The organism is Haloarcula salina, assembly GCF_049603855.1.
Classification (GTDB): Archaea; Halobacteriota; Halobacteria; order Halobacteriales; family Haloarculaceae; genus Haloarcula; species Haloarcula salina_A.
This window is the reverse complement of record NZ_CP187146.1, coordinates 3081516-3107507: the sequence shown is the minus strand read 5'-3', so window position 1 is coordinate 3107507 and position 25992 is coordinate 3081516. Positions and strand designations below refer to the sequence as shown.

The following is a 25992-nucleotide window of genomic DNA, read 5'->3' as shown; positions in this document are numbered from 1 at the left end:
CTATTGTCGGGGTCCGGGAGCGGATCGCCGCCGTCGGCTCGGTGTCGCCGCTGCGGCCCGGTCGCCCGTCAGTCGGCGGCCCGACCGCTCTCGCTGACCGCGTAGGCCCGCGTCACGTCCACCAGGGCCTTGCGGAACTCGGACTCGTCGGGGTCCGGCGAGAGCGACGCGAAGTGCTGTTTGAACTCGGTGAGGCTGACCTCCGTCGCGTCCTGTGCGGCCGCGTGGGCGAGGTCGTAGAGCCTGTCGCCCTCGTCGACGAGCCCGTGGCGCTCGCACAGCGCCAGCGCGAACGCCGCGTTGACGGCCGTGATTTCGGGGTCCGCGGCCGGCGTGAGCCGCGCCGGGGGCGTGGGCCGCCGCGTCCGCGTCGGCGAGTCGGCCCGGTTCCACGACGGCGGCTCGCCCGGTCGGTCCGCGACGGCGGCCGCGAGGCTGGCCTCGAGGAACGGGACGAGCTTGTCGCCGGGGACGACCGGCATCCAGACGTCGTCGGCGTACACGTCCTTCATGTGGTTGGCGATCTGGTAGCAGTGCGTGAGCTTCCGGCGCTCGACCGAGCGGCCGGCCAGCGCGAGGTAGATGGCCTCCCGCGTCGACTGGGTGTGCGAGGGGTGCTCGCGCTCGTGGTGGTGCATGTGCGCGTACTCGTGGAGCGCCAGTTCGCGTGCCATCGCGCTCGTCGCGGCCTGCCGCGAGATAGTCAGCCGGTGGCCCGACTCGCCGTGGCTGACGCGCGTCCGCTCGTCGGGGTCCTCGCGGATGCGAACCGTGACGGGTCGGTCGAGGTCGTGCTCCGTCGAGAAGAGATCTCGCGCCCCCAGAAACGGTTCGGCGGGGCCGCCCTGAACGTGAACGTCCATGTGTGATGTTTGCACGGCTCGGACAGCTATTAATCCACGGATGGGGGCGACGTTCGCGGCGGCCGCGTGAGAACAGGCGGATCGGACCCATCGGTCGGCCGACGTCACTGGCCCTGATTGGTCAACAGTCCGACCGAAACCGACGGAAACGAAGGGGGAACGGCCGCCGCTCCGACGGCCGATATTGCGAGAGGGTCCCACGCGAACGGGCGAATTTCGCACGGACGAGGCCGTGACGAAACACTATCCTTTTGACCCTGCTGTTGATAGGCATCTGTATAATGGGCCGACGCAAGAAGATCGTCCAGGAATGTGAGACACTGATGGACGACCCGGAGCACATCCGGAACATCGCCATCGCTGCTCACGTCGACCACGGCAAGACAACACTGACCGACAATCTGCTGGCCGGTGCCGGCATGATCTCCGACGACACCGCGGGCCAACAGCTCGCGATGGACACGGAGGAAGACGAACAGGAGCGTGGGATCACCATCGACGCCGCGAACGTCTCGATGACCCACGAGTACGAGGACCAGAACCACCTCATCAACCTCATCGACACGCCGGGCCACGTCGACTTCGGCGGCGACGTGACCCGCGCGATGCGCGCTGTCGACGGCGCGCTCGTCGTCGTCGACGCCGTCGAGGGCGCGATGCCCCAGACGGAGACGGTGCTCCGGCAGGCGCTCCGCGAGGGCGTCAAGCCGACGCTGTTCATCAACAAGGTCGACCGCCTCATCTCCGAGCTGCAGGAGGGTCCCGAGGAGATGCAAAAGCGCCTCCTCAACGTCATCGACGACGTCAACGACCTCATCCGCGGCATGACCGAGGAGATGGACGACATCGACGACTGGACGGTCTCCGTCGAGGAAGGGACCGTCGGCTTCGGGTCCGCCCTCTACAAGTGGGGCGTCTCGATGCCGTCGATGCAGCGCACCGGCATGGACTTCGGCGACATCATGGAGCTCGAACGCGCCGACAAGCGCCAGGAACTCCACGACCGCACGCCGCTGTCGAACGTCGTCCTCGACATGGTCTGTGAGCACTTCCCGAACCCTGTCGACGCTCAGCCCCGCCGTATCCCGCGCATCTGGCGCGGCGACGCCGAGTCCGAACTCGCCGAGGGCATGCGTCTGGTGGACGAGGACGGCGAAGTCGTCCTGATGGTCACCGACATCGGTGTCGACCCCCACGCCGGCGAGATCGCCGCCGGCCGCGTCTTCTCGGGCACGCTCGAGAAGGGCCAGGAGCTGTACGTCTCCGGGACCGCCGGCAAGAACCGCATCCAGAGCGTCGGCATCTACATGGGCGGCGAGCGCGAGGAGGTCGAGCACGTCCCCGCCGGGAACATCGCCGCCGTCACCGGTCTCAAGGACGCCATCGCCGGCTCCACCGTCTCTTCCGTCGAGATGACTCCCTTCGAGTCCATCGAACACATCTCGGAGCCGGTCATCACGAAGTCCGTCGAGGCACAGAACATGGACGACCTGCCGAAGCTCATCGAGACGCTCCAGCAGGTCGCCAAGGAGGACCCCACCATCCAGATCGAGATCAACGAGGACACCGGCGAGCACCTCATCTCCGGTCAGGGCGAACTCCACCTCGAAGTCATCGGTCAGCGCATCGAGCGCAACCAGGGCATCCCGATCAACACCGGTGAGCCGATCGTCGTCTACCGCGAGGCGCCCCAGCAGGAGTCCCGCGAGGTCGAGGGCATCTCGCCGAACCGCCACAACCGCTTCTACATCTCTATCGAGCCGCTCAGCGAGGACATCGTCGAGACGATCAAGATGGGCGAGGCCTCGATGGACATGCCGGAACTCGAACGCCGCGAGGCGCTGCAGGAGGCCGGCATGGACAAGGACGACTCCCAGAACATCGAGCACATCCACGGGACCAACATCCTGCTCGACGAGACGAAGGGGATCCAGCACCTCAACGAGACGATGGAACTCGTCATCGAGGGGCTCGAAGAAGCCCTCGACGAGGGGCCGCTGGCCGCCGAGCCGGTCCAGGGCTCGCTCCTGCGTCTCCACGACGCCCGACTCCACGAGGACGCCATCCACCGCGGTCCGGCCCAGGTCATCCCGGCCGTCCGCGAAGCCGTCCACAACGCGCTGGTCGACGCGAGCATCAAACTGCTCGAACCGATCCAGCAGGTCCGCATCGACGTGCCCAACGACCACATGGGCGCCGCGAGCGGCGAGATCCAGGGCCGCCGTGGCCGCGTCGACGACATGTACCAGGAAGGCGACCTGATGGTCGTCGAGGGCGTCGCGCCCGTCGACGAGATGATCGGGTTCTCCTCCGACATCCGCTCTGCGACCGAGGGCCGCGCCTCCTGGAACACCGAGAACGCCGGCTTCCAGGTCATGGCCGACAACCTCCAGCCGGAGAAGATCACCGAGATCCGCGAGCGCAAGGGCATGAAGACGGAACTGCCGGAAGCCATCGACTACTTCTAAGTACCTTTTTACGTCACCCCCTCTCCTCGCGCGCTCGCTGAGCGCGCTGCGGGGAGCGGGTTCGTAAAAATCTACGCGAAAAACTCCCTTCTCGCTCCCGCTGGTCGCGAGAAGTGAAACCGCGCGCCGTCGGCGCGCGGTATGCGGTCCGTGCCGCAACCTATCGCTTCCACCCACTTTCCCCACTCGCTTTCTGCTACCTGGCTGTTTCCTGCGCCCGCAACCGATCGATCCGGTCGCCGAGCGCCGGCGTCTTCGAGAGCGGGTTCGAGAGCCTGCGGCGATTGGGCTCCATCTCGTGGACGGCGGCGTACCGTTCGAGCGCGTCGGCGACGGTGTCGGGACCGACCCGCTCGGCGGCGTCGTCGTCCGCCGCGCGGACGCCGCGGCGGGTGAGCCAGAGGCCGCCGAGGACCGCTGCGACGCTCGCGCCGAGCAGCGGGAGCGTCGGACCCACGTCTTCGAAGAGGACGAACAGCGGGACGACCGCGGCGAGGACCGTCCCCATCGTCCGCGCGAGGACGCGGGTGCGAATTCGACCGGCCTGAATCGCGAGCAAGGCCGTCGCCGTCTCGTCGTCGAAGGCCTCGAGGAACGTACTCGTGACGAACAGCCGCCGGTAGCCGGGCGGCCCGCGGACGGTCGCGCTCGCGGTCTCCTCGCTCTCGGTTTCGAGGACGCGGGTGTCTCGGACCGAGAGGGCCGCGCGCTCCCGGAGTGTGTCGAGGCGATCGGCCGCCGCGTCGGTCGGTCGCCGCGTCGTGCGCAGGAGCGGAATCATCCACGGCGCGGCCACCTGGACGCCGCCGACGAAGACCGCGAGCAGCGCCATCGTCACGATCGTCGACGATCCGCGTTCGAGCGGGACGAGGACCGCTGCGGCGACGACGCTGACGCCGAGGACCCAGCGCGTCATCCGTGCCAGCGCCCGCCCGGTCGAGAGGTCGATATTGCGGGCCTCGCGGACGCCCCGGACGGTGGGTGCGTAGGCCGCGAGACCGACGAGCCCGGCGGCGAACAGTTCGAGGAAGGCAGTGAGGAGCGCGCCGAGCAGCGTCGACCCGTCTGCGAGCGCAGTCCCGAGTAGCGCCGGACCGAACCCCGTGGACCGCACGACGACGTACGCGAGCAGCGCGAACGGGAGGATCACGCCGCCGTACAGCAGGCGGTACTTCGAGACGGGGTTCGAGAGCCGGCGCGCGACCGCGCTCCCGACGAGTCCGAGGACGAACGCGACGACCAGCAACACACCCGCGGTCGCCACTGCAACCGCTATCGACGGCGGATTGGCCTGGAGGGCGTACACGAACGACACGCCTCGCCGCCGCGGCAAAAATGTAGCGCCAAGGGGCTGTCACGGTCGCCGGCTGTCGGTCGGCGGTATCGACGCCTTCGCACCGCCGTCTCCGACCAAACGGACGGTTTCTTATACGTGCCCCTGCTGAGTCACCCACAATGAACCGAGATCTCCAGGAGGTGAGCGGGCGATGAGCGACTCGACCGACGAGGTGCAGTCCTACACAGTTCGGCTGGAACTGGTCGACGAGCCGGGCGAGCTGCTGCGAGCGCTCGAACCCATCGCCGACAACGGCGGGAACCTCCTCTCGATCTTTCACGAGCGAGGGAACGTGACCCCGCGGGGGCACATCCCCGTGGAGGTCGACCTCGAGGCGACCCCCGAGCGGTTCGACGGGATCGTCGACGCGCTACGGGACGCGGGCATCAACGTCATCCAGGCGGGGGCCGAGCAGTACAGCGAGGCGCTCACGGTCGTCCTCACCGGCCACCTCGTGAACACCGACCTCTCCGATACGCTCTCGCGGATCCACGAGTCCTCGGACGCGACGGTGACCGATCTCTCGCTGGCGGCCCCGGCGGGGACGACCGACGAGTCCAGTGCCCGGATCCGACTGGCAACCGAGGAGGGGGCCGTCGACCGGACCATGTCGGCGGTCCGGACCGTCGCCGACGAGAAGGACCTGCGGGTCATCGAGCCGCTCGCGGCGGGAGGTGACCGATGAGACTCGCCGTGATCGGTGCGGGTGCGGTCGGGAGCTCCGTCGTCGAACTGGCCGCCGACTACGGCCACTCCGTCACCGCCTTCGCCGACTCCAGCAGCGCCGTCGTCGACGCGGACGGCATCGACACCGACGCCGTTCTGGAGCGCAAACGGGTCGACGGCGTCGTCGGGGACGGAGCGCCGAACGAGGCGCTGTCTGCCGACTACGACGCGCTCGTCGAGGCGACGCCGACGACGCTCGGGGACGCCCAGCCCGGGTTCGGCCACGTCGAGGCCGCGCTCGAACGCGACCGCCACGTCGTGCTGGCGAACAAGGGGCCGGTCGCCGAGCGCTACGCCGACGTCCGCACCCTCGAACGCGAGAGCGAGGGAACGGTGCTGTTCGAGGCGACCGTCGGCGGGGCGATGCCGATCCTCTCGACGATCGCCGACTTCGACCCGAGACACATCACCGCCGTCCGCGGCGTGCTCAACGGCACGGCGAACTTCATCCTCTCGCGGATGGCCACCGAGGGGCTCGACTACGAACACGTCCTTGCCGAGGCCCAGGACCTCGGCGTCGCCGAGGCCGACCCGACCTTCGACGTGGACGGGACCGACGCCGCGCTGAAGGGCGTCATCGTCGCCAACGTCCTCGCCGACGACGGCACGGAGTACACGCTCGACGACGCCGACGTCGAGGGGATTCAGGAGATCACCGGCAGCGCGCTCGAACTCGCCCGCGAGGACGGCCGGACGGTCCGGCTCATCGCGGAAGTCGTCGAGGGCTCCGTCCGCGTCGGCCCCCGGCTCGTCCCCGAGAACGCACCCCTTGCCGTCTCCGGCACGCGAAACATCGCCCAGCTGGAGACCGAACACGCCGGTCAGCTCAACATCTCCGGGCGCGGTGCCGGCGGCCCGGAGACGGCGAGTGCCGTCCTCGCGGACGTCGGCCGACTGGAGTGAGACGCTGGTCTCGGGACGATTTGGGAAAATATAATCGTATTTGCATTGCAAAAATGTTATGGCAGCAGACGATAGTTTAGGCCAATATGGCAACGGAAACAAGTTCCATGGGGAATGGTGCGAACGCAGATGATACGGTCTTCGGGCTCTCGGCTACGCTCGCGGCGGCGGTCGGCTACCTCCTTCCGATCCTCGGTATCGTCTTTCTGGTGATGGAAGACGATAACGAGTTCGTCAGGTTCAACGCAGCCCAGAGTGTCGCCTTCGCCATCGGTCTCTACGTCGTTCGGTTCGCCATCTCGTTCACGCTCGGACTGCTCCCGACGATCGTTGCGGCCGGAATTGGCCTCCTGATCAGCCTCGTCAATCTCGTCATCTTCTTCGGCCTCGTGTTTCTGGCGTACAAAGCATTCACCGGAGAGACCGTCGAGCTGCCCGTCTTCGCTGACATCGCGCGCTCGCTCGAATCCTCGGTGTGAACCCACAGCCGGTGTCGCTTTCGATTACGTCGTTTTCAGGTGCCACAGCGTTCGGAGAGTGACGACGCCGTCGGTAGATCCCGTGTGCGGTCGAGTAGGCCCCTGCTGGGGGCAACCGCACGTCGAGGGATCAGGGGTGACTTCCGTCACCATGCCATTGCCTGCCGAATCGCAGGAAAGCGACGGCCTGACGCTTACACGCTTTCGAAATCGTTTTATGAACCACCAGCCAACAAACCCGATACAGCGCCCCTGCGCGTGAGAGATAACAATGAGCGACGAACAACACCAGAACCTGGCCATCATCGGCCACGTCGACCACGGGAAGAGCACGCTCGTCGGCCGACTCCTGTACGAGACAGGATCGGTACCTGAGCACGTCATCGAACAGCACAAGGAAGAGGCCGAGGAGAAAGGCAAGGGCGGCTTCGAGTTCGCCTACGTCATGGACAACCTCGCCGAAGAGCGCGAGCGCGGTGTCACCATCGACATCGCCCACCAGGAGTTCACCACGGACGCCTACGACTTCACCATCGTCGACTGTCCTGGCCACCGCGACTTCGTGAAGAACATGATCACCGGCGCGAGCCAGGCCGACAACGCCGTGCTCGTCGTCGCAGCCGACGACGGCGTCCAGCCGCAGACCCAGGAGCACGTCTTCCTGGCCCGCACGCTGGGCATCGGCGAACTCATCGTCGCCGTCAACAAGATGGACCTCGTCGACTACGGCGAGGCCGAGTACAAGAGCGTCGTCGAGGAAGTCAAGGACCTCCTGAACCAGGTCCGCTTCGACACGGAGAACGCGAAGTTCATCCCCGTCTCCGCCTTCGAGGGCGACAACATCGCCGAAGAGTCCGAGCACACGGGCTGGTACGACGGCGAAATCCTGCTGGAAGCGCTCAACGACCTGCCGGCCCCGGAGCCGCCGACGGACGCGCCGCTCCGACTGCCGATCCAGGACGTCTACACCATCTCCGGCATCGGTACGGTCCCGGTGGGCCGCGTCGAGACCGGCATCCTCAACACCGGCGACAACGTCAGCTTCCAGCCGTCTGACGTCTCCGGCGAGGTCAAGACCGTCGAGATGCACCACGAGGAAGTCCCGAAGGCCGAGCCCGGTGACAACGTCGGGTTCAACGTCCGCGGCGTCGGCAAGGACGACATCCGCCGTGGCGACGTCTGTGGCCCCGCCGACGACCCGCCGTCGGTCGCCGAGACGTTCCAGGCCCAGATCGTCGTGATGCAGCACCCGAGCGTCATCACCGAAGGGTACACCCCGGTCTTCCACGCCCACACGGCACAGGTCGCCTGTACTGTCGAGTCCATCGACAAGAAGATCGACCCGTCGTCCGGCGAGGTCGCCGAGGAGAACCCCGACTTCATCCAGAACGGAGACGCCGCCGTCGTCACGGTCCGACCCCAGAAGCCGCTCAGCATCGAGCCGTCCTCCGAGATCCCGGAGCTCGGTTCGTTCGCTATCCGCGACATGGGTCAGACCATCGCCGCCGGCAAAGTCCTCAGCGTCAACGAGCGATAACGCATGTCCCAGCAGGCACGCGTTCGGCTCGCGGGCACGAGCCCCGAGGACCTCGACGACATCTGCGCCGACGTGCGGGAGATCGCGAACAAGACCGGCGTCGAACTCTCCGGTCCGGTTCCGCTCCCCACGAAGACGCTCGAAGTCCCGACCCGCAAGTCCCCCGACGGTGAGGGGACCGCGACGTGGGAACACTGGGAGATGCGCGTCCACAAGCGGCTCATCGACATCGACGCCGACGAACGGGCACTGCGCCAGCTGATGCGCATCCAGGTTCCCAACGACGTCTCTATCGAGATCGTCCTCGAGGACTGAGCGGACCCCACGGCGCGTCGTACCCGCGACGCCCCAGCCGTGTCCGCCCGAACCGCTGGCCGGGACACGCCCCGACACAGTGTGAATCGCTATCGAAGGCCGCTCTCACACGCAGGGTTTTTACAACTCCGCGTTCGAGTGGCAGACTGCGCGGGCTCGTAGATCAGTGGCAGATCGCTTCCTTCGCAAGGAAGAGGCCCCGGGTTCAAATCCCGGCGAGTCCATCTGAAATAAACCCTCTTTCGAGGGTCCATGATTCTCGCGTCTCTCACTCCAAGACGCTAAAGTTCAACTCGCCAACCCCGGAACTATCACCCCATCTGTCGAGAGTCCATGACTGTTCGGGAGCCACCCGTTCGCAGTCTGGCGAATCGCAGAGTGATTCCGGGTGGTCAGCGTGACGCCGGAGGTCACGCTGGAAACGCCGTGCCTGGCGAATGGGCGCTGGCAGCGGACCGCCGTCGACTCGACGCGTGTCGCCGACTTCGACTTCTGTAGTCAGTGCTTCCCCGACGGCGAGGCGACCGTCGACGAGAAAGGCGTCGAGACGTTCCTGTTTACCGCGAAAAACGGGTCGAAGCTCCACCGGAGTGTCGACACCGGCGACGACGCCGACACGAGCGAGTTCGGGAATCACGACTATCCCGACCAGAATCTCGCCGCTAAGCTCGCCGATCCCACCACGTCGCTCGACCACGAGTTCGAGTGGGACAAACAGGGAGGTGACGCGTAGATGGTCTCACACGACGACCTGTGTGAGTCCTGCGGCGACATCGGCCGCACCTGGCGGATGCGCTGGCCCGACGGCGAGACGCGTGAGATGTGCGGCCCCTGTGAGCGGCAGTGGCAGCTCATCTGGCGACACTTCTGTGAACGCCAGCCCCGGCAGGCCAACCGCGTTCGCGCGAAAGCGAACCGCGACAGTCTCGCCCGTCCCGACGGCGGCGAGCCGATGACCGACGGCGGGCAGTCTGCGGACGGTACTGAACGATGCCGGTCCTGTGGAGATGCCGTCGGACGTAACGTGTTCGGCCTCTGCGACAGCTGCTTCCGGAAGAGTGGCGTCACTCTCTCCCGGAAGGAAGATGGGACCTACCAGTGCAGCCTTTGTTCAAAAGCCGGACGAGAAACCTGTCTCGACTGGCGTGACCGGGAGGCGCACCTTCGAGATGTTCACAACGTGGAGAGTGGTGACCGCCTTCAGACGATTCGTGAGTATGAGCGGCTGAAAGACGGCAAGAGCCATCGACAAGTCAGTCTCGGGGAGGTGGCCTGATGTCGGACGGTACTGAGCACTCGCTGCTTCAAGACGACCGAGCCGACGCGGTCCTCTCCGACGATCGAGAGTACCGATACCGGCTAACCCGGACCTGGGACGCCGAGAAGCCGACGCTGGCGTGGATCATGCTGAATCCCTCCACCGCCGACGAGACGGAGGATGATCCGACGATTCGCCGGTGCATCGGGTACGCGAAGGACTGGGGCTACGGCTCGATCGTCGTCGGCAACCTGTTCGCAAAACGGAGCCCCGACCCCGATACGCTCCGGGAGTGCGACGACCCCGCCGGTCCGCACAATATCTTCCACCTTTACGAGATCTGCGAGGATGCTGAGCTCGTGATCGCGGCTTGGGGCACGAACGGTGCCTACCGCGACCGCGGCCGCAGAGTCGCCGAGATGCTCGATGCGGATCTGTACGCGCTGGGGACGACGAAGGATGGCCACCCTGTTCACCCGCTCTACCAGCCGTCGGATGCAGAGCCAGAGCCGTGGAACAAGCAGTGTCTACACACGGACACCGACCAGGAGGGGTCGCGGTGAGCGCCACGTTCGACTGCGACGGCTGCGGTGAGGAGACGCCGACGGACAAGCGCTATCGCTACCTCCGTCCGAACCAGCCCGACGACGAGGGCGAGCCCGTCACCGACGAACTCTGCCCGCGCTGCTCGACCGGAAAGGACTCGTCGCGACTGTTCCGTGCCGACGAGGACCTCACGGGAGGTGATTCCGGTGCGTAGCATCACCCGCGTGCACCTGCTGGGCGCGACCGTCTGGGCCTACGGCAGCGGCGGCGCGAGCGTCAAGCCCTGGACCAGCCGCGACCACTTCTCGCGGTTCTGGAGGGTCGCCTGATGAGTACCGACGCGTTCGCCCAGCCGAAGGCGATCGGGACGGACATCGAGACGCTGGTCGTCGACGCGATCGACACGCTCGACGCGGCCGCCGACGAGGACGACCACTTCGACGCGGTCGCGACCGGGCTGTTCGAACCCTCGACGGTGACGGCTGGCGTGCCCGTTCGTTGGGCGACGCCGCTCGTCGAAGCGGGCTCGCGTCTGGAGATCAAGGCCTGCGTTCGCGAGCGGTCGAAGGGCTCGGCGACGGCCCACGGCTCCTGGTGTTTCAAAGGCCGCGATGGCGGCCAGCACGGCTGGCTCGTCGATCAGGCAGAGACGTACCTGCTGGCGGTCTACGAGTCCGACGCCGCGAAGGAACTGGTCGCCATCGCTGTCGTGCCCGCGAGCATCATCGACGAGCACCTGCGCGGTCGGTGGTACGCCGTCGATCGTCGCGAGGAAACGTGCGCCCAGCTCCGCTGGTCGATGATCCTCGATCCCGAGATCGTCGGAGGCGACGGTGCGTAATGCCGTCGACGAATCAGTCCAGCGACCGCCGCGAGCGGCTGCACTGCGACCGTCTCCGCGATCAGATCGGTGAAGACCCCGCTCGGTGGCTCGACTGGGATCTGCTGTCGCACGCGGACCGTCGCGAGATGGTGTTCGATCTCATCGACGGCATGGACTCGCTCCAGCGCGTTCGAGCCTGGCGAGCGGTCGAGCGCCGGCTGGCCGCTCGCGACGATCGGGACCCGCGGGCGAAGATCATGCAGCGTCTCGATCAGCGCGAGGAGTGGCTCGAACTCCACGGTGAGCGACCTGACCGGCTGCCCTGTGGCCCACGTCGTCCGTGTGAGTGTTGCGACGGCGAGGACGGGGTCACGGCTGCCGACCTGCGGGAACGCCGCGAGGCGGCCGCCCAGCGCCTCGTCGAGAGCTACCAGGCCGGTGGCGTCGATACGAGCGAGACGAGTCCGGAAACGGAGACCTCGACGCTCGGTGCGTTCGCGACCGACGGAGGGGAAGAGCAGTGACGCACGTCGACCCGCACATCCACGAGGCCGACGCGTGGCTGTACTACGGCCCCGTCGACGACGGGAACAGCGAGGCTGTCGATTACGACGGGCTCGATCCCTACTGGGCGCTCGCGGACTTGCTCATCAACGAGTGCGACGGCTACACCGAGGTTTCCGAGGTCGTCATCGACGGCGAAGTGTGCGACCTCCGACTGAACTACTCGACCTCGGGCATCGCCCCGCGGCCGAGAGATCCGGTCGACAGCGACACGCTCTACGAGTTCGACATCCACGTCGACGGCGAGGGCGAGCGCAAGTGCAACTTCAACGTCTCGCCGCGCTTCCCGGAGATGAGAAAACCGGACGGGGAGACGCTGACGTTCCCGTTCCACCACAGTACGGCTGAGTCCGGTGTGAGCGTCCACGCCCAGCCGTCCAACATCGACCTCGACGAACTCCCAGGCCTGCTGGCGCGGGCGATCTTCGAGCTGGCCGACGACGCTGGTGTCGGTCTCTATCACGGCTACTTCGACGCGCCGTTCGACGGCCATGTTACCGCTGTCGAAGAGTATCTGCGGCTCACGCGCTCGATGAACGAGAAGCTCATCGGGACTGGTGGCGTGCTCGACCGGCTGACGATGCTCCTGTCGGACGCGGCCGGAACAGCCGGCGAGTACAAGTGGGACAACGAGGAGGAACGTGGCCATCACCATATCCTCAAACACGGGTCTGTGAGTGCTCAGGAACTGGTTCCTCAGCATCGACTCGGCGGCAATATCAAGAGCTACTTGCCGGAGAACCCGGAGAACTTCACTCCTGACGATCCGCTGTATCACCCGAAGCTCGGAGTGAAGTTCGTCGCGGGTCGGACCGCAACGGGCTCGGTTTCGTGGGCCGATCGCCACGACGTGATTCAAGAACTCGACGAGCGCCTGCTGTCGCTGCTCTCGTGGGCTGGCGTACCGACCGAGGCCGGTGGGACGACGTTCGTCGCCGACGACCACTTCGAGGCGGCTCCCGCTGACTCACCGGTCCCGATTCACGAGGACCCGCTGCCGCGCCTGGAGGCCCAGCAGGAGCACCTCCTGTTGACCGTCCTTCGGGACATGACCCCGGCCGACGAGCAGTTGACCGAGACGCTCGCGACCGACGGCGGGATGCACGCCCAGGAGCTGGCCGACGCGACCGACACGTCGGTGTCGACGGTCTACCGGATGCTCCAGCGGCTGGAGGGCGTCATCACCAGCGACAACGGCCACGTTCGGTTCGTCTCCGAGAAGCTCCGACAGGAGGTTCGCGGGCTCGTCGAGTCCGTCGAGCACGCGATCGACTCGGCCGCCGATCGGGCGGCGCGGATCGTCGACATGGACGTTCGGCAGTCGGCGTCGAGCGCGTTCGATCGGTGGCTCGCGAAGTACGGCGCGGAGTTCGACGCGCCCGACCACGAGGGTCAGCGGCCAGTCGTGCGCATCGATACGGTGCTGTCAGAGCTGAAGTCGACGAACCAGCCGCTCGTGGGCGATGTGATCGGCGAGATGGTGCGCGCCTGGAAGGCGGACGGTCGCGACCCGGCGACGCTGTTGGACGCGATCGCCGTGGTCAGCATCGACGGCACCCGGTACGAGCGCCCGGTTCGGACCCTCCGGTAACGCCCGACGGCTGAGAGGCATCACTGTCCAGCGGACTGGTTCTTTATAAGTAATCCCGCGTTTGACCCCTGAACCCCTGTTTCGGGTCGAGTCGGTTTTGGTCTCGTTTCGGTCTCAGCGGCGGTGCCGCGCTGGTCGCGGTCCCGCCCCGCGGGCAAACCCCCTTAGGAGGTGTGGCTAAGGCCACGCCCCTGCGGGGCGCAAAAATACACCCCCGCCCCGCACCGCAGACTCCAGTTGAAGCACGCGAAACGGAGGTCGTTAGAAAGAGTTACCGACGGCGGCCGCAGGCCGGACACCAGCCTGTCCGCCGTTGTTCCGCGGCGCACCGAACGCAGGCGACCAGGAACCGCTCGGCGGGCTCGCTCATGGCCTGACCTCCTGCATCCGGTAGTAGCGTGCCAACGCCAGTGCCGGGAACGCACCCCAGAACAGTTTGAACGGGGCCGCATCGACGAACACCGGCCCGACGAGCAAGCCGAAGCCGACCAGGAACAGCAGTTTCCCCGGCGTCGGTGCAGCGATGGATTCGAGGACTGTCGAGCCCAGCGCACCAGCTCCGAGCGCCACGGCGAGCCCGTATGCCAGAATCTCGTTCATCACGAGCGGGCCGACCAAGACGGTAGCCACTGCCGCCAGACCGAGATACACCGTCGCTGTCCCGAACTTCGTGTCGGAGATCGTCGGTGCGCTCACTGTTCGCCCTCCGTCGCCCGTGAGATGCCCAGCACGTGGTCGGCCAGCGGCACGTCTAGCGTGGTCATCAGCCGGTGATCCTCCCGACCGCGCTCGATGCCGCACTGACGAGCGGTCGCCGGAAGCGATACGCCGCGATAGCAGCACCGCCCGCCAGCAGGACGACGCCGCCGGTCGATGCGCCACTACCGCCGCTCGTTCCCGTTGGACCGCCGAACGCGCCGCCCGTTCCGAACGACGCCGACAGGTCCGTCGTTCCGTTGAACGCCGATCCGTTTGCGTACTCGCCGGAGTACTCCAGCGTCGGATCGTCAGCCTGCGATGCGTTGTTCGTCACGTTATCGGACAGTTGGCCCTGATAGAACCGCGTCGGCTCCTCGAACTCACGAGAGCCGTTGTACAGCGCCGTGCCGTTGTCGTCGCGAATCGTGTACTCGACACGTTCCATCGGCTCTGGCGACTGAACTGTGACCGCGGTTCCGTCGCCACCGAGTTCTGATTCCAGCTCGGCAAACCGCACGTCCAGGCGCTCGTCCAACGTCGGCGTCGCGCCCTCGGTCGGCGTTGCGAGCGTGTTCGTATCCCAGCCGAGGCTTGGGTCCATCACCAGCGGCCCCTCAGGGATCGCTTCCACGGCGAGGAATCCTTTCGCCTCCCAGACTGCGGGGTAGTCGCTGGTCACTGTGAGATTGTAGTATCTCATGTCGACCATGCCGACGAACGCTCGCTGGTTGTGGTTGAACGAGGTCGTCGTCAGCGAACCGTCCGGTCGCTCGACGATCAGGCGCGGGTCCTCGCCCTCGAAGATCGTCGCGTTCGTTCGGTCGTCGAGCGTGAACGCCATCTCGTAGCCGTACGAGAAGTCCACGCCAGACACGTCACTTCCAGCGACCGTGATATCCTTCGAGAGTTTGCCGTACTCGTCGGAGTCCGCCGTGATCGTGTAGTTGCCATCCGCGAGATCAAGCGAGTACTGTCCCGACGAGTCGGTCGTCGTCGAGACACCAGTTCCGGTCGAGACGTTCACTCCCGAGATGGGATTCCCGCTCGGATTCGTGAGAGCTCCGGATATAGTCGATTTCTTAGCGTCTGCAACATCGGAGTTTACAGCGACCTCGTCTAAGTGAACCGTCCCGTCTGTGACTGTCGCGACCTGACCGCTGAATCCGTTATTCGAGGCTGTAACATCCCAGCCAGAAGGTTCTGATTGGCTGGCAGGCCAAATTTTAATCTTGCCTTGCCCACCTTCGGTGGACATATTGAAGTCGTACCACGTATTGGCTGACGGACTTCCAAATCGTGTGACGAAATTTCCACCACTCCAGAATTTCCATTCGCCGTTATAGTCGTCATACACAATTTTGATATAAGTACCGCTATCTTTTCTTATCGCTATCCCACCCTCACTCTGATGATTACCAGCCGCCATTTTGAATGTCCCTCTCACATAATTGTCATTTGAGGTGTCGATAGTTGGACCGTCATTCCATGTGTTTATTACACCGGACCCAGACTGCTTGAAAGAGTAGGAACCGTGGTAGCTGGATGTACTGATTGAGCCGCCACTCCACCCATCCGCAGAACCCTCTTCAAAGTCATCATAGTAGACATCTGATGCCGCTCGCACTTCTCCGATAGGCCCTCCCGAAAATGGGATCGCAAGGGCAGACACTACGACCAGTGTTGCGATCCCAATTTTCGATATTTTAGTGACTGTACCTTCTTTTATCGCGCTTCTGAGTCTTCCTAACATCTTAGTGACCACCGAACTGATTGATTGTCTGTTCGATTACGCTGGCAGCGCTGCCGAGGTCGACCGTGCCGCTCACCGACCCGAGTACGACCAGAACCAGCACGACGAACCCGATGAGCGACGCTACTCGCGAGTACCGAGCGAGGACCACGAACGCATCAGCCGCCTCACGCAGATACCACAGGCCGACGACGACTGTCGCCAGCGCTCCGATTGCGATGCCCTCAAATCCGACGTGACTCGCCAGCAGTTCGAGCAGGCCACGGACCAGCTCGTAGATGACGGCCATCATCGCGCGAGCGCACCTCCAAACGCGCCCCCGCGGGGGGACCCCTGCGCTCCCATCTGATCCGCGCGCGCGTTAGGGAGCGCTCGAATCCGTCCAGAGCGCCGATTCACCGGCCGATATCGGCGCTCGACCCCCGGATTCAGTCGAACTTTTTTCGAGAAAATCGAGACGAGATTCATTTTCCCACCTCGATTTTGAGCTTGTAGGCGGTCGGCGCTGGCATGTCCTTCCAGCGGAAGGGGTCGAAATTCGTCTCGTTGTACATCAGCGCCTTCCCGATCGGGTACTCGTCAGTTACCTCGCGGTCCATCCGGACGCTCTCGAACCCGACCACGTCGCTCGCAGTCGTCGGGTTCGCCGTTCCCGGCATCTGGATACGCCAGCGGATCTTGTGCCGTATGTACCGATGGATGTCGACCTCGCTGTGGCCGAACAGGAAGATCGAGAGGCCGAACTTCCGAGCGTCGACCCACATGTCTTTCAGTAGCTCGACCTTCTGATACGAGCCGTAGCTGTCCTTGCGGGCCGACTGTGGCGCGATATCACCGATCTCGTCGCAGATCCACGTCGTCCAGTGGTGCGGGCCGTGATTGACGCGAGCAAGCGCCCACGCGAACCACCAGTGATTCGCCGGGTCGTGCTCGGAGAAGAGTACATCACGCTCTGGCGGCGTGTCGTACTGTTTCTCCGGGTCTCGCTCGTAAATCTCCTGACAGCCACGCAGTCGCGGGTCCGGGTAGACCACGTGGAACGCGCCCTGATCGAGGACGCGCCGGTTCAGGTCGACCGGGTCAGCGTAGCGGCGCACCTCGCGGACAATCTCTTCGAGCTGCTCCACGTCGAGCTTCACCGCCGGTTCGGTCGGGTCCTTCGACTCCAGTCGTGCCGTCACGTCGACGCCTTTCGGTAGGCACAGGACGGTGTAGGGAGCCAGCGGGAGCCATTCGGACCGGCTGGAGGAACCGCGCCAGACGACTTTCTCGTTGTTGATCTCCAGCATCCGAACCGCGACGTAGTTCGCCAGCGTCGACTTGCCTTTCCCCGGTTTCCCGCGTGCCAAGAAGTCCGTACCGCCAGCGATGCGCTCACCGCCAGCGTCCCAGGAGTGTTCCCAGCAATTCGGGATGACGCCCTCGTACGCGAAGTTCGACGCGTCCCACGGCGGGATACCGAACCGCTCGCGCATGTGACGAGCGTCGGACCAGCGCGACGAGTTGCCCGTCGCCTGTTCCGTCGACCGTACCGGATCGTCGAACTGTGCCAGCACCTCGCGGGTGGTTTCCTCGTCGGCGAGACTCTCGTCTCCCCATTCGATCGTACTCACGCGTAGTTCACCTCCTGTTGTTCGGTCGTTTCGTCGGCGACCTCGCCGGCCCGACCGCTCAGGACACGCACACCAGCGCGGAACTGCGGGAGGACGTGATAGGCCGCGAACAGGCGACGCGCTCGCTTGTCCGTGTCTGTCTCGCCGGTCAGAACGTCGACCGTCGAGTCCTCATCGTGGACGCGCGTGACCCACTCTTTATCGAGTTCGCCGTGGGTCGCCAGCAGCACATCCTGGCCCCAGTCGAGAATGTCGCCGCGTTCGTCGAAGCCAGCCAGCAGGTCGTCAAGGACCCGTTCTTGCCACTGTTCGAGTTCGGTCAGTGCCGGCCGCATCGCGACGAACTTTTGGCGATCCGGGCGGTGCGAGTCCTCGTCACCGGCGGCGTCGATGTACTCCGTAGCGTCGGCCCGGAGCCGACGGAACGCGTCACGGTGTGCGGGCAGAACGTAGTGTGCCAGCAGGCGCTCGCGGAGCTTCTCGGCGGTTTCCGTGTTGAGTTCCCGGTTTTGCCCACGTCGGGCCGCCGGGACGACGAGCGCGCCGAGGAGCACGCCCTGCTGGCCCCGGAACTGTCGACACAGGTCGGTGTAGACCGCCATGTCCATCCGGCCCAGCGTCCGGATCGTCATCTCCTGGACCCAGCGAAGCACGCGATCCTCCGAGGCGAGCCCTTCACGGAGTTCGGTGACGCGCTCTCGCACGTCCTCCGAGAGCGTGACGAGCGCTGGGCGGTACGGGTCCGGCGTGGCGTCAGTCATCGTCTGCCACCTCGCCGTTCCCGAGGATACCGTCCCGCTTGCGCTCGGTCACCTCGTCGTCGGTCTCGCCGTCATCGACGGCAGCGGGGACCTTCTCGTCGGGATCGAGCATCCCCTCGACGAGCGTGCGGTCGTGGTCGGCGACCTCGCGATCCACGTCGCGCTGCTTACTGATGCGCTCTCCGTCGAGCTGCTGTTTGACCTCGTCGAAGCGCTTGGCGTCGTCCACGTCCTCGGCGTACTGGACCATCGTCCCGAACGCCGTCCGGAGATGGATCGGTGCGGGTCTGACTGCGGCTTTCCCGTCGGTCGGCGTCGCCAGCCAGACCAGCAGGCCGGTGGCGGTGACGATCGTCACGGGCCAGAACGAGGCGACACCGTAGTGGACCGACGCGAGTGCCAGCCCGACAGCGCCGCCGATCGCCAGCCACTCACCGCCGTGAGCGCGGTCCAGTGGCGGCCAATCGAGCGTCCAGCCCTCTTTCTCGTAGTACAGCAGGTCGGGCGATTCGGGATCGACGAGGAACATTTCGTCCCACTTGCCCTCGACCGGGACCCGCGTGCGGAGTTGTTCGACGTTCTTGAGAATCGCCGACTTGCCGAAGACACGGGCGAGGAACGGGAACAGCCCCGGCGTGACGACCGAGACCGTTCCGTCGGGCTTGCGGACAATTTTCTCCTCGCGGACCTCGGCGTCGACCACGTCGAAGGCGTCGTCGCCGGTCGGCGACTCGGCGTGTTGGAGCGTCGGTCGGACGAATCCCGCCTTGCTGACGTTCGTGGTGTACGTTTCCAGCATCACGATGCCGAGGATGCCGACAACGTACAGCGCCAGCACGTACTGGGCGTTGACGATGAGGTTCGCGAGGTTCTCGTAGAACAGCAGGCCACCAAGGCCGGTCCCGATCGAGAGCGCGAGCAGCCACGGGAAGTACCCGTACTGCGGGCCGATGCCCGCCTTGTCGAGCATCTGTTTGCACGCCCAGCCGACGGCGAACCCACCGACGACGATCCACAGCAGGAAGTCGACGATGACGCTGGCGATGTAGTCACCAGCGCTGTTGATATCCACTGACTGCGTGGTGGCGATGCTCTTGTGGCCGAAGTTGGCCCATCGTGCGTACTCTTTGTCCTCGATCCACATCGTGACACGCACTTCCTCGTCGTGCTGGCGGAGTGGGATCTTCACCGTCGGCCGCCCCCGCTCAAACGTGACGTTGTGCGTGACGTGAGTGACATTCCGGGCGACCGGAACGGTCGTCGTGGTGTTCCCGCGCTGGACTGTCTTCTGGTCTTTCTCCCAGTAGGCGACGTGAACGGTCTCCTGCTGGTCCTCGTAGGTCCAGGTGCGGAGATACACCGCGTTTCGGCCGACCGTGTGGCCCGGCGGCAAGTACTCGCCGCCGTCCCGAGAGCCGACGTTCGCGAACGGGTTATTCGCAGGCCAGTAGACCGTCCAGAAGAACTGTTGCTCGCCCATCCGGACGCTCGGTGGCGAGTTAGCTTGTCGCGGCCCGGTCTCTGTGAGATCGTCGAGCGTGAGGTCGGAGCTGTCGCTGGCGTTGCTCGTCGTGTTCCCAGCGCTGTCCGCCTGCTGAGCGTCGGCGAGTCCGACGATCGGGGCGGTGACCAGGAGGCCGACCAGCGCCAGCAGCACGATAGGCGCTCGCGTCATCGCGTCCGTCGCGCCACCTCTCGGGCGCAATCGTCGACGCGTTTCAGTGCGACCAGCAGGCCCAGCATGACGAGCATCGCGAGACCTGCGAGGTCGTACTGTCCGCCGCTGGCGGCCGTTCCGCCGAGATATGACGCCGCCCCGAGGCCCACGAGCGTCGCAGTCGCTTCCGGAGCGACTCGCGGATGGGCCAGCGCTCGGAGCGCGTAGGCGTCAGTCATCGGCCACCTCCGCCGCCAGCCCGTGGTCGTGGGTCGCCTCGTCGATCATCACGCGTCGGTCGGCGTCAGCGGCGGCACAGTCGCCCGAGCAGTAGACCCACTCGGAGGTGTGTCGCTGGATGACGACCGAGAGCGGGCCGAGGCGTGCCCGCCGCGGCGACCCCGACGCTTCGACGGTGACAGCCTCGTCGACGCCGTCGCGGCTGGACTGGGCGCGGATGTGCTGGCCGCAGTGGTCGCAAGCCGCTTCGACCTCCGGGCCGCCGTCGATGTACGCGATGCCGAAGCCGATGGCGAGTGCGAAGCCAGCCACGACGAGCGGTTCGAGCCACGGCCCGCCCCACACCATAGCGGTGGTGATCTCGTGAACTGCGTGTCCGATGCCTGCCAGCCCGATGGCGATCCCGAACCAGCCCATCGGCGAGAGGTCCGAGAGTCGGACGCAGTCGACAGAGATGCTACCCGACATACTCGTCCACCTCCACGACGAGGAACACGATGCCGACGATGAGGAACGCGATCCCGACGAACTGCGAAGTCGAGAGCGTGAACATGCCGGACAGCGAGCCAGCGCCCAGTCCCGTGATACCGATGTTGGTCACGAAATACGGGTGGGAAACGACGAACTCGACGGCCATCCCGACGAGGTCGCCGAACTGAATGAGCCCCATCGAGACGGCCGCGCCGACAGCCATCGCGACACCTGTCACCCACTTTGTGGTGCGGTCCCACGAGACGCTCAGGTCGTCCGAGCGGGCGTACGCGATCCCGAAGCGGACCAGGACGAGTGCGCCGAGGATGGCGACGAACGCACCGACGCCAGCCATCACGTTCAGCGGCATGGCGCACCTCCCGGTCGGCGAGTGGTGCGCCCTCTCAGCGAGGGGAATCGAGTCGTCTGTGTCGAAGTGATGTGTCGTTTCATCTGTTGTCAAGGAACTGCTGCACCCGCTGGATGAGGCGGTCGAGCTGGACGCCGACGAACACGATAGCGGCGGCGATCAGCACCGTCGTACCCTCCGAGCCGTAGCCGATCTCCGGCAGGAGTGTCGTCGACGTGGTCGCGATCGCCGGAAACCAGTATCCGGAGGTCGCCGAGATGAGCGCCCAGACCGGCTCGACCCAGCCGATACTGAGTTGGCCGACGGCGCTCACGACGACAGCGACCGTCGTCAGCGGGTGCAACAGCAGAGTTTTGAGTCGTTTCATGATCTGGTCACGTCCCGGGAATCAGCATGTAGAGCTTCCAGGCCAGCCCCGGCAGTCGTTTCAGCACTTCCCACCCGAGGTAGACCAGCAGCGCTGCAGTCGCGACTGCGAAGAACGGGGCAGCCGCCCCAGCGCTGGCATAGACCGCCGCGATCTCCTGCTGGAGCGCCGCGATCGCGCTGAGTAGGTTGATTCCCAGCAAGCCGAACGCGTTGGTGAGCACCACGCGGATGTAGTCGAACACGCCAGCAACGAGATCGAACGCCGCCAGAATCGAACTGACCGCGTAGCCGCCGACGTTCAACACCGCGTTGATGATATACGCCGAGATGATGCTCCCGACGAACGCGACAGGGTTCGTGGCGAAGCGGAACAGCGTCTGCGCGACGCTTCTGGGCGCTCGAAGGGTGAACAGCGCCTCGCTGTCGTCAGCGGACACGGTTCACCACCCACGCGATCGGATACAGTGCTGACAGTGTGATGCCCACGGCGACGACGTAGCCGGCGAGGCCCGCATCAGTCACGTAGGGGATCGCCGCCACGAACCCGCGGTCGATGATAACCGCCGGGAGGCCGTAGACCAGCGATGCCGCCGTTCCGAGGAACGAGGCCAGGCCCGACAGCAGCCCTAACGGGACGTTGACCAGCGACAGGAACGCCGTGATCGCGCCCTGGAAGTACGCGAAGAGCCCCGCCCCGAAAATGAGGGACAGGAGCCGTCCCCAGCGCACCGACAGGCCGTTCTCGGCGATGTAGTCGCTGATCTGGACCATGTGCTACTCGCTCTCCTCCTCGGAATCGAGGAAGCCGGGCGTCGGCAGGTCGAACCCGGTGCCGATGAGCGGGAAGAAATTCGTCGTGTCCTCCTCGCTGATGTACGCCAGCAGGATGTAGAACGCGAGCAGCACCATCGCGAACGCGAACCCGAACGAGAGCGGGCTGGCGAATCGGCCGCCCGGTCCGAGCGACAGTGCGGTCGCGATGGCCCCGAAGTTGATGATCTGGGCCGCGCCGCCGAACACGGCGTCGATGAGGCCGCCGACCGCGCCGATGAACGACTGTGCCGGGATGATGAACACGTCCGCGATGGTGAGCACGCCGCTCGCGAGCGCCGATCCGATGGCGAACAGCACCGCGCCGATGCCCTGGAAGAGGACAGCGCCGATGCTCCCCGCGTTGGCTGCCCGGTCGAACAGACTGCGGACTCGTGAGCCGCCCGCACCGGACGCCGACACGGTTACGACCCTCCGCCCATCAGTCGGGACAGCCCGACAGCGCCAGCGAGCGCGGCCACGAGGCCGGTAATCTGGCCCCAGAGCGTCGAGAAGAACCCGCCGCTGCCGGAGTCAGTCGGCCCGCCCATCATGCCCGTGTTCTGGAGCGTGGTCGCCTCCTCGTCCTGGAGGAGCACGACCAGATGGATGCGGTGGTTCGTGTCCGCAGAGGCCGATGAGATGAACGTCGCGGTCGACCCCTGCGAGCCCAGCGTGTCCGTCACGCTGGTGTAGGAGCCGTCGTCGGTGAGGTTCCCGAACGCTTCGGAGGTGTCAGCACCGGTCGCGACCTCGGCGACCGCGTAGCGGGACTCAACGAGGCCCTGCTCGAACTCAAGCGAGATGTCGCCGTGCGAGAGGTCGATGGCCGACGGGACCTCCATGTCGGCATACAGTTCGAGCTTCTGGGGGTAGTTGTAGTCGTCAGCGCTGGAGAACTCCGTCGAGTACTCGGCGCTGTCCGTGAGGTCGGCGAACTGGTACTGGACGTTGTAAACCTTGAGATCAGTGATAACCGCATCATCGAAGGCCGACCCCATCGTGTCGAGACCAGTCAGGTTCGCGACGCCGCCCTCGTAGTAGTCAGTGGCGCTCGTCGTTTCCAGCTCGCCGTCACCGTCAGTGTCGCGCTGGATCTCACCGAGTGTGTCCGTGCTCTTCGTGCCGAGGTCGAGGCCGGCGACGGTGACGGTCACGTCGTTGTCGACGCCGACGATTTCGACCTTCTGGATGCTGTCAAACGACCCGTCGCCGCTGCCGGCCAGCGGGAGGTTCGAGAGGCGCTCCTGGAAGACGATGCCGTTACCGGTGGCGTTGGCAACGACGGTGTCGTTCGAGGCAGCGCGGCTGGCATTCAGTTCGGCGTAGCGGTAATCGCCGTCACCGTCGACGGCGCGAATCTCACCCGTCCCCGAGAGCGTCTCGACATTCAGGACCGTCGTCAGGATGCGCTTGTTCGGGTCGCTGGTGATGCTGACGTTGTTCGCGAGCGTCGCCGTCGCGGTTTCGGTGCTGGCGACGGTCGCGTCGAACTGGAGCTTCTGGACGCCGTCGGCGTCAGCGTCGGTCACCGACATCGACGAGGACGCGCCCGAGGAGGTCGTCCAGTCGGCGGCCGCGGTCCAGGTCGCGGAGTTCTCGACTTCGCCGTCGACACGCGGGAACAGCGTGTAGCGGTCGGCGTCGATCTTGTCGAAGCGGACGCCGACTGGCGTGTCCTGGGACTGGTTCACGGTCGCCGGGAGGCGAGTGATCTCACCGGAGTCGTTGTAGTACTCCAGCGGGTCGTCCATCTCACCGCGGTCGTGGGTGACGATGGTGAGTTCGTCCTCGACGAAGGTCGGGTTCGGGGTTTTCTCCGAGGAGAAGTTCAGGCCGGGCGCTGCTGAGGCAGTGCCGGCGATGGGCGATGCGATGACGGTCAGTGTGAGGAAGACTGCGAGTATTGCGCGTCTCATGCGGTTTCGGGGCGGTTCTGGTCGCTACCCGTAGTCGTGAACTGGTGGTGCTCGGCGTCGAGGTCGCGACTCGCGCCGGCCGCCTCGCGACGGGTTCGGGCGCGCTGTCGCTCGTCGAGGTTGTGCCAGTCGATGCGATACGGTCGATGCGCGGTCTCGGCCGCGCTGTCCGGCGATTGCGGGTCGCCGGCCATGTGGTCGGGCATGGGTAGGGGTACTCCCCCGCGGTTTCCCGCGGGTTGGCCGGCGATGTCGCTATTAGATCATATACCCGCCGCTGAGTTACAGAAAATGGTGACGAACGTTACATGCAATCACCATAGAAGCAACACATAATAGCCACGAACTTGCCACTCTACTTATGCAGAAATTACAGAACCGAAGTGGGTCCGGTCTCGTGACGCTGCCGAAGGATTTTCTCGAACGCGACGGGTTGATCGACGACGGTGGTGAGCCAAGCGAAGCGCATCTGACCGTCGACCGGCTCGGCGAGCGTGCCTACGTGGTCCGGGTGTGTGACGGCGACGTTCCCGAGTTGTCTGAGTGTGAGGCCGTCCGCCGGCTGGCCGCCGAGCGGATGGTCGACGAGGACGTGTCTGGACAGACTGGAGAGTGATACTGGTTCCTGATCCAGTGTATACATTGTAAAACTGGGCAGACGGAACGCTCATGTACGGGAGTCACATGCCCACTTGCACAGGGCGCGGGCGACCGGCGCTCAGCCCTGACAGGGTAATAGGAGGTTGGTTCCCTCCGGGTCTTCTTGAATGGACCCCCTGATGTCCTTTACTGGTCATGGATTGGGCGTTTCAAGGCGTCACTGCGGCGTTCAAGGCACTCTTGAAAGTGGTATGTAGACCGAAACTGTCTGGCCCCTTTATTACAATCAGCGTGAATGGATATGTTGTATGGACTTGACAAACCTGAAGGCATTGCTTACCGACGACGACGCTGTCTCGCCGGTGATTGGGGTCATTCTGATGGTCGCGATCACGGTGATTCTGGCCGCAGTAATCGCGTCTTTCGTGCTTGGACTGGGCGACACGGCATCTCAGACCACTCCGCAGGCGAGCTTCTCGTTCGATTACAGCGAGACGGATAAGAATCTGAAAATCACGCACGACGGCGGGGACAGCATTCTCTCCGACGAGCTCTACGTGCGCGGTACCGCCGGCGGCAATGCGAACACCGGCGTTTGGCACAGTTTGCCCGATGCAACTACTGCATCTGGCAGCGAGGTTACGGCAGGTAACAGCGTCTACCTGGGCCAAGCCGATGGTAGCGGGACTGACGTTCCGACCACGTACGAAATCAGTGTAGTTTACGAGACCCAAGAGGGCGACAACTCTGCTACGCTGGGCGAAGACTCCGGCCCGGACGCATAATTCGCTAACAGCTTTTTTAGAACGGAACTGGCGTCTCTGGCGGTACGTCGTGCGTCAGCAGGACGTAGATTACGTAGCAGTTCCACGTGACGAGCAGCGCGCCGCGTGCGGCGAACATCAACAGGATAGCCGACCGGAACGGCGACGCGCGGATGTTGAGCTTCCAGGCTGCGACCGTCAGGACGCCGGCCGCCGCGGCGGGGATCGTCAGCACGCCGAGTTTGTGGACGACCAGGACGCCGTAGCCGTACTGTCCGATGAGCGCGTTGAGCCACACGACGGATTCGTGGCCGCCGAGTTCCATCGAAACGATTGAAGTGAGTACATCGCCAGCTCCGTAGAAACCGAACATTGCGACCCACAGCCAGCGCTCGATGCCACCGAGACTCGCGAATATTTCGCGTGGTGAGAAGGCAGGCAGCCGGAGCGAGACGGACATGGCCCAGTATACCGACTGGGCCACAAAAAGCGATTCGTCACAGAGTTGTCCGAGTATGATGTGATTCAGCGCTTCGCTGCCGAGCAGATTGGCGACGTGG

34 protein-coding genes and 1 tRNA gene are annotated in these 25992 nt (G+C 65.1%); 17 read left to right on the top strand and 18 right to left on the bottom strand.

The features are described from left to right. Positions 1 to 68: 68 nt before the first annotated feature. On the bottom strand, positions 69 to 863 hold the full coding sequence (locus ACOZ4I_RS15840) for a DUF5781 family protein (protein ID WP_424001240.1): 795 nt from the start codon (positions 861 to 863) through the stop codon (positions 69 to 71). 281 nt (positions 864 to 1144) lie between these two features. On the opposite strand from ACOZ4I_RS15840, the gene ACOZ4I_RS15835 reads away from it, so the two are divergent. Beyond that, positions 1145 to 3331, top strand: coding sequence for an elongation factor EF-2 (locus tag ACOZ4I_RS15835; protein WP_424001238.1), 2187 nt, complete (start codon positions 1145 to 1147; stop codon positions 3329 to 3331). A gap of 196 nt (positions 3332 to 3527) precedes the next feature. Here ACOZ4I_RS15835 and ACOZ4I_RS15830 read toward each other — a convergent pair whose 3' ends face one another. Then, a complete protein-coding gene (locus ACOZ4I_RS15830; protein ID WP_424001236.1) occupies positions 3528 to 4637 on the bottom strand; it encodes a peptidase in 1110 nt (369 codons plus the stop codon). Between the two features lie 181 nt (positions 4638 to 4818). Between ACOZ4I_RS15830 and ACOZ4I_RS15825 the strand changes: the two genes are divergently transcribed. The 14 genes from ACOZ4I_RS15825 (at position 4819) to ACOZ4I_RS15760 (ending at position 13409) form a co-directional block, all read left to right on the top strand. Continuing rightward, positions 4819 to 5352: an amino acid-binding protein gene (locus ACOZ4I_RS15825; protein ID WP_424001234.1), complete on the top strand. Its 534-nt coding sequence runs from the start codon at positions 4819 to 4821 to the stop codon at positions 5350 to 5352. After that, positions 5349 to 6296 (top strand): homoserine dehydrogenase, encoded by a 948-nt coding sequence (locus ACOZ4I_RS15820; protein ID WP_424001232.1) that lies wholly within the window; start codon positions 5349 to 5351, stop codon positions 6294 to 6296. The genes ACOZ4I_RS15825 and ACOZ4I_RS15820 overlap by 4 nt, the downstream gene beginning before the upstream one ends. 86 nt (positions 6297 to 6382) lie before the next feature. Then, the gene (locus tag ACOZ4I_RS15815) at positions 6383 to 6775 is read left to right on the top strand and encodes a DUF4870 domain-containing protein (RefSeq protein ID WP_424001230.1); all 393 of its coding nucleotides are present in this window, start codon (positions 6383 to 6385) and stop codon (positions 6773 to 6775) included. Positions 6776 to 7046: 271 nt separating this feature from the next. Continuing rightward, on the top strand, positions 7047 to 8312 hold the full coding sequence (tuf, locus tag ACOZ4I_RS15810) for a translation elongation factor EF-1 subunit alpha (RefSeq protein ID WP_162413290.1): 1266 nt from the start codon (positions 7047 to 7049) through the stop codon (positions 8310 to 8312). Positions 8313 to 8315: 3 nt separating this feature from the next. Further along, positions 8316 to 8627, top strand: a complete 312-nt coding sequence (rpsJ, locus tag ACOZ4I_RS15805) for a 30S ribosomal protein S10 (protein ID WP_004515425.1) — start codon at positions 8316 to 8318, stop codon at positions 8625 to 8627. 152 nt (positions 8628 to 8779) lie between these two features. Beyond that, positions 8780 to 8851, top strand: a tRNA-Ala gene (locus ACOZ4I_RS15800). Positions 8852 to 9024: 173 nt separating this feature from the next. Beyond that, positions 9025 to 9360, top strand: a complete 336-nt coding sequence (locus ACOZ4I_RS15795; protein WP_424001227.1) for a hypothetical protein — start codon at positions 9025 to 9027, stop codon at positions 9358 to 9360. Next, positions 9361 to 9903, top strand: coding sequence for a hypothetical protein (locus ACOZ4I_RS15790; RefSeq protein ID WP_424001225.1), 543 nt, complete (start codon positions 9361 to 9363; stop codon positions 9901 to 9903). Further along, on the top strand, positions 9903 to 10448 hold the full coding sequence (locus ACOZ4I_RS15785; RefSeq protein ID WP_424001224.1) for a DUF1643 domain-containing protein: 546 nt from the start codon (positions 9903 to 9905) through the stop codon (positions 10446 to 10448). Before ACOZ4I_RS15790 ends, ACOZ4I_RS15785 begins: the two co-directional genes overlap by 1 nt. Next, positions 10445 to 10645 carry a hypothetical protein gene (locus ACOZ4I_RS15780; protein WP_424001222.1) on the top strand — a complete coding sequence of 67 codons (201 nt, stop codon included), beginning with the start codon at positions 10445 to 10447 and terminating at the stop codon, positions 10643 to 10645. Before ACOZ4I_RS15785 ends, ACOZ4I_RS15780 begins: the two co-directional genes overlap by 4 nt. Then, a complete protein-coding gene (locus ACOZ4I_RS15775; protein ID WP_424001220.1) occupies positions 10638 to 10760 on the top strand; it encodes a hypothetical protein in 123 nt (40 codons plus the stop codon). The genes ACOZ4I_RS15780 and ACOZ4I_RS15775 overlap by 8 nt, the downstream gene beginning before the upstream one ends. Further along, a complete protein-coding gene (locus ACOZ4I_RS15770; RefSeq protein ID WP_424001218.1) occupies positions 10760 to 11272 on the top strand; it encodes a hypothetical protein in 513 nt (170 codons plus the stop codon). Before ACOZ4I_RS15775 ends, ACOZ4I_RS15770 begins: the two co-directional genes overlap by 1 nt. Beyond that, positions 11272 to 11778, top strand: coding sequence for a hypothetical protein (locus tag ACOZ4I_RS15765; RefSeq protein ID WP_424001216.1), 507 nt, complete (start codon positions 11272 to 11274; stop codon positions 11776 to 11778). Before ACOZ4I_RS15770 ends, ACOZ4I_RS15765 begins: the two co-directional genes overlap by 1 nt. Beyond that, entirely contained in the window at positions 11775 to 13409 is a 1635-nt protein-coding gene (locus tag ACOZ4I_RS15760) for a helix-turn-helix domain-containing protein (RefSeq protein ID WP_424001214.1), read from the top strand. Before ACOZ4I_RS15765 ends, ACOZ4I_RS15760 begins: the two co-directional genes overlap by 4 nt. A 366-nt stretch (positions 13410 to 13775) precedes the next feature. Here the strand turns inward: ACOZ4I_RS15760 and ACOZ4I_RS15755 are convergent, their stop codons facing one another. From ACOZ4I_RS15755 to ACOZ4I_RS15685, 15 genes are all read right to left on the bottom strand, one after another. Next, positions 13776 to 14105 (bottom strand): hypothetical protein, encoded by a 330-nt coding sequence (locus ACOZ4I_RS15755; RefSeq protein ID WP_424001212.1) that lies wholly within the window; start codon positions 14103 to 14105, stop codon positions 13776 to 13778. Positions 14106 to 14172: 67 nt separating this feature from the next. Then, entirely contained in the window at positions 14173 to 15132 is a 960-nt protein-coding gene (locus tag ACOZ4I_RS15750; protein WP_424001210.1) for a carboxypeptidase regulatory-like domain-containing protein, read from the bottom strand. A gap of 727 nt (positions 15133 to 15859) precedes the next feature. Further along, positions 15860 to 16147: a hypothetical protein gene (locus tag ACOZ4I_RS15745; protein WP_424001208.1), complete on the bottom strand. Its 288-nt coding sequence runs from the start codon at positions 16145 to 16147 to the stop codon at positions 15860 to 15862. Positions 16148 to 16322: 175 nt separating this feature from the next. Beyond that, entirely contained in the window at positions 16323 to 17471 is a 1149-nt protein-coding gene (locus ACOZ4I_RS15740) for an ATP-binding protein (protein ID WP_424001206.1), read from the bottom strand. Next, positions 17468 to 18232: a hypothetical protein gene (locus ACOZ4I_RS15735; protein WP_424001204.1), complete on the bottom strand. Its 765-nt coding sequence runs from the start codon at positions 18230 to 18232 to the stop codon at positions 17468 to 17470. Before ACOZ4I_RS15735 ends, ACOZ4I_RS15740 begins: the two co-directional genes overlap by 4 nt. Further along, positions 18225 to 19907, bottom strand: a complete 1683-nt coding sequence (locus ACOZ4I_RS15730) for a hypothetical protein (protein WP_424001202.1) — start codon at positions 19905 to 19907, stop codon at positions 18225 to 18227. The genes ACOZ4I_RS15735 and ACOZ4I_RS15730 overlap by 8 nt, the downstream gene beginning before the upstream one ends. After that, positions 19904 to 20128, bottom strand: a complete 225-nt coding sequence (locus tag ACOZ4I_RS15725) for a hypothetical protein (protein WP_424001200.1) — start codon at positions 20126 to 20128, stop codon at positions 19904 to 19906. The genes ACOZ4I_RS15730 and ACOZ4I_RS15725 overlap by 4 nt, the downstream gene beginning before the upstream one ends. Next, positions 20121 to 20597, bottom strand: a complete 477-nt coding sequence (locus tag ACOZ4I_RS15720) for a hypothetical protein (protein ID WP_424001198.1) — start codon at positions 20595 to 20597, stop codon at positions 20121 to 20123. Before ACOZ4I_RS15720 ends, ACOZ4I_RS15725 begins: the two co-directional genes overlap by 8 nt. Then, positions 20587 to 20970, bottom strand: coding sequence for a hypothetical protein (locus ACOZ4I_RS15715; RefSeq protein ID WP_424001196.1), 384 nt, complete (start codon positions 20968 to 20970; stop codon positions 20587 to 20589). Before ACOZ4I_RS15715 ends, ACOZ4I_RS15720 begins: the two co-directional genes overlap by 11 nt. 79 nt (positions 20971 to 21049) lie before the next feature. After that, positions 21050 to 21337 carry a hypothetical protein gene (locus tag ACOZ4I_RS15710; RefSeq protein WP_424001194.1) on the bottom strand — a complete coding sequence of 96 codons (288 nt, stop codon included), beginning with the start codon at positions 21335 to 21337 and terminating at the stop codon, positions 21050 to 21052. A gap of 7 nt (positions 21338 to 21344) precedes the next feature. Then, the gene (locus ACOZ4I_RS15705) at positions 21345 to 21776 is read right to left on the bottom strand and encodes a hypothetical protein (RefSeq protein ID WP_424001192.1); all 432 of its coding nucleotides are present in this window, start codon (positions 21774 to 21776) and stop codon (positions 21345 to 21347) included. After that, positions 21766 to 22110 carry a hypothetical protein gene (locus ACOZ4I_RS15700; RefSeq protein ID WP_424001190.1) on the bottom strand — a complete coding sequence of 115 codons (345 nt, stop codon included), beginning with the start codon at positions 22108 to 22110 and terminating at the stop codon, positions 21766 to 21768. The genes ACOZ4I_RS15705 and ACOZ4I_RS15700 overlap by 11 nt, the downstream gene beginning before the upstream one ends. A gap of 3 nt (positions 22111 to 22113) precedes the next feature. Beyond that, positions 22114 to 22572: a hypothetical protein gene (locus ACOZ4I_RS15695; protein ID WP_424001188.1), complete on the bottom strand. Its 459-nt coding sequence runs from the start codon at positions 22570 to 22572 to the stop codon at positions 22114 to 22116. A gap of 2 nt (positions 22573 to 22574) precedes the next feature. Next, positions 22575 to 24068, bottom strand: a complete 1494-nt coding sequence (locus ACOZ4I_RS15690; protein WP_424001186.1) for a hypothetical protein — start codon at positions 24066 to 24068, stop codon at positions 22575 to 22577. After that, positions 24065 to 24274, bottom strand: coding sequence for a hypothetical protein (locus ACOZ4I_RS15685; protein ID WP_424001184.1), 210 nt, complete (start codon positions 24272 to 24274; stop codon positions 24065 to 24067). Before ACOZ4I_RS15685 ends, ACOZ4I_RS15690 begins: the two co-directional genes overlap by 4 nt. A gap of 155 nt (positions 24275 to 24429) precedes the next feature. On the opposite strand from ACOZ4I_RS15685, the gene ACOZ4I_RS15680 reads away from it, so the two are divergent. Together ACOZ4I_RS15680 and ACOZ4I_RS15675 are read left to right on the top strand one after the other, a co-directional pair. Further along, complete coding sequence (locus tag ACOZ4I_RS15680; protein WP_424001182.1) at positions 24430 to 24684, top strand: hypothetical protein; 255 nt, start codon at positions 24430 to 24432, stop codon at positions 24682 to 24684. A 292-nt stretch (positions 24685 to 24976) separates the two neighbouring features. After that, complete coding sequence (locus tag ACOZ4I_RS15675; protein WP_424001180.1) at positions 24977 to 25453, top strand: type IV pilin; 477 nt, start codon at positions 24977 to 24979, stop codon at positions 25451 to 25453. A gap of 16 nt (positions 25454 to 25469) precedes the next feature. On the opposite strand, the gene ACOZ4I_RS15670 is transcribed toward ACOZ4I_RS15675, so the two are convergent. Further along, the gene (locus tag ACOZ4I_RS15670; RefSeq protein ID WP_424001178.1) at positions 25470 to 25892 is read right to left on the bottom strand and encodes a hypothetical protein; all 423 of its coding nucleotides are present in this window, start codon (positions 25890 to 25892) and stop codon (positions 25470 to 25472) included. Positions 25893 to 25992 lie beyond the last annotated feature (100 nt).

Coding starts and splice junctions, on each gene's coding strand:
- ACOZ4I_RS15840 (WP_424001240.1), bottom strand. CDS start 863: ATGGACGTTCACGTTCAGGGCGGCCCCGCCGAACCGTTTCTGGGGGCG.
- ACOZ4I_RS15835 (WP_424001238.1), top strand. CDS start 1,145: ATGGGCCGACGCAAGAAGATCGTCCAGGAATGTGAGACACTGATGGAC.
- ACOZ4I_RS15825 (WP_424001234.1), top strand. CDS start 4,819: ATGAGCGACTCGACCGACGAGGTGCAGTCCTACACAGTTCGGCTGGAA.
- ACOZ4I_RS15820 (WP_424001232.1), top strand. CDS start 5,349: ATGAGACTCGCCGTGATCGGTGCGGGTGCGGTCGGGAGCTCCGTCGTC.
- ACOZ4I_RS15815 (WP_424001230.1), top strand. CDS start 6,383: ATGGCAACGGAAACAAGTTCCATGGGGAATGGTGCGAACGCAGATGAT.
- tuf (WP_162413290.1), top strand. CDS start 7,047: ATGAGCGACGAACAACACCAGAACCTGGCCATCATCGGCCACGTCGAC.
- rpsJ (WP_004515425.1), top strand. CDS start 8,316: ATGTCCCAGCAGGCACGCGTTCGGCTCGCGGGCACGAGCCCCGAGGAC.
- ACOZ4I_RS15790 (WP_424001225.1), top strand. CDS start 9,361: ATGGTCTCACACGACGACCTGTGTGAGTCCTGCGGCGACATCGGCCGC.
- ACOZ4I_RS15785 (WP_424001224.1), top strand. CDS start 9,903: ATGTCGGACGGTACTGAGCACTCGCTGCTTCAAGACGACCGAGCCGAC.
- ACOZ4I_RS15770 (WP_424001218.1), top strand. CDS start 10,760: ATGAGTACCGACGCGTTCGCCCAGCCGAAGGCGATCGGGACGGACATC.
- ACOZ4I_RS15765 (WP_424001216.1), top strand. CDS start 11,272: ATGCCGTCGACGAATCAGTCCAGCGACCGCCGCGAGCGGCTGCACTGC.
- ACOZ4I_RS15745 (WP_424001208.1), bottom strand. CDS start 16,147: ATGGCCGTCATCTACGAGCTGGTCCGTGGCCTGCTCGAACTGCTGGCG.
- ACOZ4I_RS15735 (WP_424001204.1), bottom strand. CDS start 18,232: ATGACTGACGCCACGCCGGACCCGTACCGCCCAGCGCTCGTCACGCTC.
- ACOZ4I_RS15730 (WP_424001202.1), bottom strand. CDS start 19,907: ATGACGCGAGCGCCTATCGTGCTGCTGGCGCTGGTCGGCCTCCTGGTC.
- ACOZ4I_RS15725 (WP_424001200.1), bottom strand. CDS start 20,128: ATGACTGACGCCTACGCGCTCCGAGCGCTGGCCCATCCGCGAGTCGCT.
- ACOZ4I_RS15720 (WP_424001198.1), bottom strand. CDS start 20,597: ATGTCGGGTAGCATCTCTGTCGACTGCGTCCGACTCTCGGACCTCTCG.
- ACOZ4I_RS15715 (WP_424001196.1), bottom strand. CDS start 20,970: ATGCCGCTGAACGTGATGGCTGGCGTCGGTGCGTTCGTCGCCATCCTC.
- ACOZ4I_RS15710 (WP_424001194.1), bottom strand. CDS start 21,337: ATGAAACGACTCAAAACTCTGCTGTTGCACCCGCTGACGACGGTCGCT.
- ACOZ4I_RS15700 (WP_424001190.1), bottom strand. CDS start 22,110: ATGGTCCAGATCAGCGACTACATCGCCGAGAACGGCCTGTCGGTGCGC.
- ACOZ4I_RS15690 (WP_424001186.1), bottom strand. CDS start 24,068: ATGAGACGCGCAATACTCGCAGTCTTCCTCACACTGACCGTCATCGCA.
- ACOZ4I_RS15685 (WP_424001184.1), bottom strand. CDS start 24,274: ATGCCCGACCACATGGCCGGCGACCCGCAATCGCCGGACAGCGCGGCC.
- ACOZ4I_RS15680 (WP_424001182.1), top strand. CDS start 24,430: ATGCAGAAATTACAGAACCGAAGTGGGTCCGGTCTCGTGACGCTGCCG.
- ACOZ4I_RS15675 (WP_424001180.1), top strand. CDS start 24,977: ATGGACTTGACAAACCTGAAGGCATTGCTTACCGACGACGACGCTGTC.
- ACOZ4I_RS15670 (WP_424001178.1), bottom strand. CDS start 25,892: ATGTCCGTCTCGCTCCGGCTGCCTGCCTTCTCACCACGCGAAATATTC.